Raw genomic sequence first — 5353 nt, forward strand, 5'->3', positions numbered from 1 at the left:
GCGGTGATGCTGCTGCGCGTGCGCCGTCCGGACGTGCCGCGCGGCTTCCGCACGCCGGCCGTGTGGTTCGTCGCCCCCCTCGGCATCGCGTTTTCGCTGCTGCTGATCTGGGGACTGCCTCTCGTCACGTGGGAGCGGTTCGCGCTGTGGATGGGCATTGGGATGCTGGTGTATTTCGGCTACGGAATCCGCCACAGCAAGCTTGCCGTGCAACGCTGAAACGGTTCGTGCGAGAATTGCGACCACGCGCCCGTAGCTCAGCTGGATAGAGTACTTCCCTCCGAAGGAAGGAGTCGGGGGTTCGAATCCCTCCGGGCGCGCCATCGATTCCCACGCAGGCCGCAGCCTCCCGCATGCCGTCGTTCCTGCCCGAGCGCGGTGAAGCGCACCTGTGGTACGCGCGCACCGATGTGTGCTGCACGCCCGAGCGGCTGGCGTATTACCGTTCGCTGCTGTCGCCGGATGAAGCCGAGCGTTTCGCGCGGTTCGCCACCGAACCGCTGCGTCACGAATACCTGCTGACGCGCGCGCTCTGTCGTCTTGGTCTTTCGCGTTACGACGGCCGCGCGCCGAGCGAGTGGCGTTTTTCGGCCAACGAACATGGTCGGCCGCAGATCGACTCTCCCGGTGCGCCGATCAATTTGCGCTTCAACCTGTCCAACGCGCGCAGCATCGTCGCTGCCATTTTCGTGCGCGGCATCGATGCGGGCGTCGACGTGGAGCACACCGCGCGCGATTCGCACATCGACGAGATTGCGCAGCGCTATTTCTCGTCGACGGAGTTCGCGTCGTTCCAGCGGCTCCCTCCGCCTCTCCGGCGCGAGCGATTCTTCGCGCTGTGGACGCTGAAGGAATCCTACGTCAAGGCGCGCGGCATCGGGCTGTCGGTGGGACTGCAGCATTTCTCGTTCGACCTCGACCGCCCGCCGCCACTGCGCGTGGCGTTCGATGCGATGGTCGACGACAGCGAGGCTGCGTGGCAGTTCGGAGTGGCTCAACCCGATCCTGCGCATTGCATGGCGTTCGCGCTGAAACGGGGCGAGGGCACCGACTGGCGTGTGCACATCGGTGAATGCGTGCCGGACGCCGCGTGGGCATGCGTCTGATCGTCGCAGCCGGTCAATACCCCTCCGCCTTCCCGCCCGGCGGAAGCCGCCGCTATAATCCCCGGAGTTTTTGTCGCTTGCCCGGCCGCTGGACCCGTCCTTGCGGGTTCGCTCCTGCAGAGGTAGTCCCGTGACCAATCCCATCACCCCGACCGACTCGGCGTTCCTCAAGCAGTTCGCGATGCTGATCGGCTTTCTCGCGTTTGTCGCGGTGCTGCTTCTCGTGCTGGCCAACCACATCTACGGCGACCATCCGCCGGCGCAGAATCCGGACAAGCAGAAGCTGACCGAACAGCGCATCGCGCCGGTCGGCGGCGTGTATTCGGGAGATACCGGCCGCGCGGCGATGCAGGCTGCGGCCGACGCATCGGCCAAGGCGGCCGCTTCGCAGGTCGCATACGGCGGTACGACCGACGGCAAGACGATCTACGGCAACCTCTGTCACAGCTGCCATGAAAAGGGCGTCGCGGGCGCACCGATGATCAGTGACAAGCCCGCATGGGCGCCACGCGTCGCGCAAGGTCTCGAAACCCTGGTCAAGCATGCGATCGAAGGCTACAACGGCAAAGCCGGGATCATGCCTGCGAAGGGCGGCAATCCGGCGCTCAGCGATGCGCAGGTCAAGGCCACCGTTGAATGGATGGTCTCTCAGGTCAAGTAGGCGCCGACCGTTCGAGAACGACCCAACAACCGCCCGACAACCGCTCAACCAACGATGCCATCCCGAGTCCGCGGGAATCGCTCTGCATCACGAACGCGATCTCCCTGCGGCGCCTACGCCAGCCGCGCTTCGATCCGCGCCACTTCCCCCGCGCTGAATGCGGCGAGCTGCGGGAAGAACTGCGCAAAGGCGTGTTCGAGTGCATCGGACTGCGCCGCCAGAACCGGTCGCGCAGTCGCAAGCGGATTCTCGCGCGACAGGCGGTGCGACAACCCGTTGAACACCCGGTCGATCGTCTCGACGTCCTGATAGGCGGCCGGCAGGTCGTGCCTGCGCATGTAGCGGGCGAAGTCCTGCAGGCGTGGCGGCAGCTCGACGTCGCGTGCGGCGAGCAAGCGCTGCACATGCTGCGAGAACGAGGCCACGCTTCCGTCGGCATGGCGAGTCCAGCGTCGCGCGAGCAGGTGATCGAACCAGACGTCGATGAGGATGCCGGCGTAGCGTCGGTACGGTGGCTCGAACAACCGTCGCGCAGCGACGACCTGCGGATGCGCGTCGGTGTAGCCGTCGATTGCACGATGCAGCGCGATGCCGATGCGCACGCCGCGAGGCAGTTGCGGGTCCACCGCGCCGCGCAGGAAATCCGCCATCAGTCCGCCGAGCACGATGTCGTCGTCGGGCATTGCGAGCCAGGCGTGGGCGAGGTGATTCATCGTGGGTCGTGACGAGGAGCCAATTCGCGCGCACGGTATCATGTGCGACGACGACAACCGGCGACACCGCGATGACGTTTCCTGCGTTTCCCCAAGCTTCTGGCGCGCTGTTGCTGCCCGGCCCGGTCGGCGCGATCGAACTCGCGTGCGCACTGCCCGATGTGGACATCGCGCGCAGCGGCGTCGCGATCATTGCGCACCCCAATCCGGTGCAGGGCGGCACGATGCACAACAAGGTCGTGACGATTCTCGAGCGCGCGCTGCTCGATCTCGGCATTGCCACCGTCCGCTTCAACTTCCGCGGGACCGGCCAGTCCGAAGGCGTGCATGACAACGGGGTCGGCGAGACCGACGATCTCGTGGCGATTGCCGAGTGGCTGCGCGAGGCGCGCCCTGGCGACACGCGCTGGCTCGCGGGATTTTCGTTCGGCAGTTACGTTGCCCTGCGTGCCGCGCCGCGTATCCATCCGGCGCAGGTGATCCTGGTGGCACCGCCGGTCGGGCGCTTCGAATTCGCGCCGATTGAACCGCCCGCCTGTCCCTGGCTGATCGTGCAGGGCGAAGAAGACGAAGTGGTCGATCCGAACGCCGTGTTCGAATGGGCGGCGGGCCTGCAACCGCCGCCGACCGTCATCCGGATGCCGGAGACCGGGCATTTCTTCCATCGCCGGCTGATGGATTTGCGCGGCGCGGTGAAGAACGCGGTCGGCGGAAACCTGCCGCCGCTGCGCGCATGACGGCAGCAGCTGTCGCGTCATCGCCCGGCGAACGCTACGCCGCGGGTGTGGTCTCTGGCGAATGGCAGGACGATCCGGCGCAGCGCGCGATGCTTCCCGCGTTGGATCGCGTGTGGCGTGAGCTCGAAACGGAGCGTCCTGCGTCGTTGTGGCAGCGCGTGCGCGGACACGAAGCGCCTGCGGTGCGCGGCGTGTATCTGTGGGGCCGCGTCGGCCGTGGAAAAACCTTCCTGTGCGACCTGTTTCATGCCGCGCTCACCACGCCACGCAAGCGCCGCGTGCATTTCCACCGTTTCATGCAGGACGTGCATGCGCAACTGCGCGCGCTGGAGGGCCGCAGCGATCCGCTCGTCGACGTGGCGGCCGGCATCGCGGAGCAGACGCGCGTGCTGGTGCTCGATGAATTCTTCGTCGGCGACATCGGCGATGCGATGATCCTCGCAAATCTGCTGCGCGCGTTGTTCGCGCGTGGCGTGGTGGTGGTCACGACCTCCAATACGCCTCCGGTCGACCTCTACCGCGATGGCCTGCAGCGCGAACGGTTCCTTCCGGCAATCGCGCTGATCGAGGAACATTGCGAGGTTGTCGAGCTGATATCGGCGCACGACTGGCGCCTGCGTGCGCTGAAGCAGGCGCCGGTGTATCTGACGCCGCCGGACGCTTTCGCGGAGCGCGCCATGCTGGCGATCTTCAACCGCGTCGCCCGCAGTGTCGTGCGGCAGGATTTCGAGCTCTCCCTCAACGATCGCGCGATCGCTGTGCGGCGCGAAGCCGACGGCGCAATCTGGTTCGATTTCGACGCGCTCTGCGACGGCCCGCGCGGTGTGGCCGACTACATCGAGCTGTCGAAGGCGTACCACACGATTCTGGTCTCACGCATTCCGCAGTTCACGCCGCAAACCGACGACGCCGCGCGCCGGTTCGTCGAACTGGTCGACGAGGTCTACGATCGCGGTGTGAACTTGGTGCTGTCGGCCGCAGCGCCGATCGTCGAGTTGTACGACGGCGCCCGGCTGCGTGCGGAATTTGCCCGCACCGAATCACGCCTGATCGAGATGCAGAGCGAGGAATACCTCGCACGCGAACATCGCGCGTGAGTGGCATCGCAGAGGCATCCGCCACCCCGATCGCTTCTTCTCGTAGGCCGGACGCTTTTTTTGCGGCCGGCGCTCCTGGGTCGGTTCCGCGAAAAAGCTGCCGGCCGACCGCTGGTCGTCCAGCCTATGCATTGCATCAGGGGTCGCGGCGGCATCGCCGGTCGCGCGCTATGCTTTCGCCCCCATGAGCTCCCTCAACGACAACACCGCCACCGGCAGCGTGCTTGGCCAATCCGTCGCCTATGCGGATCGCTACGATCCGGGCCTGCTGTTTCCGATTCCGCGCGCGCCCAACCGCGCCGCGCTTGGCATTGGCGAGACGCTGCCGTTCCATGGCGTGGACGTGTGGAACGCGTACGAACTGTCGTGGCTCGATCCGCGTGGCAAACCCGAGGTCGCGATTGCCGAGTTCCGCGTTCCTGCCAATTCACCGGCGATCATCGAATCGAAATCGTTCAAGCTCTACCTCAACAGTTTCAACCGCGAGCGGCTGCAGGACGCTGCTGCGCTGCGCGCGCATCTGGTGTGTGATCTTTCGGCGGCGAGCGGGGCGGATGTGGGTGTGGTGCTGACAGTGCCGGAGCGCTTTGCGAATGCGTCGATCGGCGAACCCGACGGCGAATCGATCGACGCCCAGGCACTCGATTTCGACGACTATGGACCACCGGACGCGGACCTGCTCCGGCGATCCGACGAAGCGACCGACGTGTGCGAGAGTCTCGTCTCCAACCTGCTGAAATCCAATTGCCCGGTGACCGGCCAGCCCGACTGGGCCAGCGTGCAGATCCGCTACGAGGGAGCGCGCATCGACCGTGCAGGCTTGTTGCGCTATCTCGTCTCCTTTCGGGAACACGCGGAATTCCACGAACACTGCGTCGAACGCATCTTCATGGACCTGATGCGCCGGTGTGCGCCCACGGCACTCAGCGTCTACGCGCGCTATACACGGCGCGGCGGACTCGACATCAATCCGTGGCGCAGTACCCTCCCAGGCAATCCCGCCAATCTGCGCGGTGCACGCCAGTAGGGTCGTGGGCGC

Annotated in this window: 7 protein-coding genes and 1 tRNA gene; 7 read left to right on the forward strand and 1 reads right to left on the reverse strand. The window is 66.1% G+C overall.

Annotated elements, in window-relative coordinates; translation table 11 throughout:
* The 4 genes from ABIV12_RS14805 to ABIV12_RS14820 form a co-directional block, all read left to right on the forward strand.
* Positions 1-219, forward strand: a 219-nt coding sequence (locus ABIV12_RS14805) for an amino acid permease C-terminal domain-containing protein (protein ID WP_348060668.1), incomplete at its 5' end; no start/stop codon positions are given.
* A 27-nt stretch (positions 220-246) separates the two neighbouring features.
* Positions 247-323, forward strand: a tRNA-Arg gene (locus tag ABIV12_RS14810).
* A gap of 30 nt (positions 324-353) precedes the next feature.
* Entirely contained in the window at positions 354-1106 is a 753-nt protein-coding gene (locus tag ABIV12_RS14815; RefSeq protein ID WP_348060671.1) for a 4'-phosphopantetheinyl transferase superfamily protein, read from the forward strand.
* A 142-nt stretch (positions 1107-1248) separates the two neighbouring features.
* Positions 1249-1767: a c-type cytochrome gene (locus ABIV12_RS14820; RefSeq protein ID WP_348060681.1), complete on the forward strand. Its 519-nt coding sequence runs from the start codon at positions 1249-1251 to the stop codon at positions 1765-1767.
* Positions 1768-1880: 113 nt separating this feature from the next.
* Here ABIV12_RS14820 and ABIV12_RS14825 read toward each other — a convergent pair whose 3' ends face one another.
* Positions 1881-2480 (reverse strand): ACP phosphodiesterase, encoded by a 600-nt coding sequence (locus tag ABIV12_RS14825; RefSeq protein WP_348060673.1) that lies wholly within the window; start codon positions 2478-2480, stop codon positions 1881-1883.
* A gap of 71 nt (positions 2481-2551) precedes the next feature.
* Here ABIV12_RS14825 and ABIV12_RS14830 point away from each other — a divergent pair, with 71 nt between their 5' ends.
* The 3 genes from ABIV12_RS14830 to queF all read left to right on the forward strand — a co-directional run bounded on the left by ABIV12_RS14830 (position 2552) and on the right by queF (position 5341).
* On the forward strand, positions 2552-3217 hold the full coding sequence (locus ABIV12_RS14830; protein ID WP_348060675.1) for an alpha/beta fold hydrolase: 666 nt from the start codon (positions 2552-2554) through the stop codon (positions 3215-3217).
* On the forward strand, positions 3214-4314 hold the full coding sequence (gene zapE, locus ABIV12_RS14835; RefSeq protein WP_348060677.1) for a cell division protein ZapE: 1101 nt from the start codon (positions 3214-3216) through the stop codon (positions 4312-4314). The genes ABIV12_RS14830 and zapE overlap by 4 nt, the downstream gene beginning before the upstream one ends.
* A gap of 184 nt (positions 4315-4498) precedes the next feature.
* A complete protein-coding gene (queF, locus tag ABIV12_RS14840) occupies positions 4499-5341 on the forward strand; it encodes an NADPH-dependent 7-cyano-7-deazaguanine reductase QueF (protein ID WP_348060679.1) in 843 nt (280 codons plus the stop codon).
* Positions 5342-5353: the final 12 nt, after the last annotated feature.

The organism is Dokdonella sp., from assembly GCF_039926425.1.
GTDB lineage: Bacteria > Pseudomonadota > Gammaproteobacteria > Xanthomonadales > Rhodanobacteraceae > Dokdonella_A.

What these genes read in the sequence shown, in the direction of transcription:
- zapE (WP_348060677.1), top strand. Translation starts at nt 3,214, where the DNA reads ATGACGGCAGCAGCTGTCGCGTCATCGCCCGGCGAACGCTACGCCGCG.
- ABIV12_RS14825 (WP_348060673.1), bottom strand. Translation starts at nt 2,480, where the DNA reads ATGAATCACCTCGCCCACGCCTGGCTCGCAATGCCCGACGACGACATC.
- ABIV12_RS14815 (WP_348060671.1), top strand. Translation starts at nt 354, where the DNA reads ATGCCGTCGTTCCTGCCCGAGCGCGGTGAAGCGCACCTGTGGTACGCG.
- queF (WP_348060679.1), top strand. Translation starts at nt 4,499, where the DNA reads ATGAGCTCCCTCAACGACAACACCGCCACCGGCAGCGTGCTTGGCCAA.
- ABIV12_RS14830 (WP_348060675.1), top strand. Translation starts at nt 2,552, where the DNA reads ATGACGTTTCCTGCGTTTCCCCAAGCTTCTGGCGCGCTGTTGCTGCCC.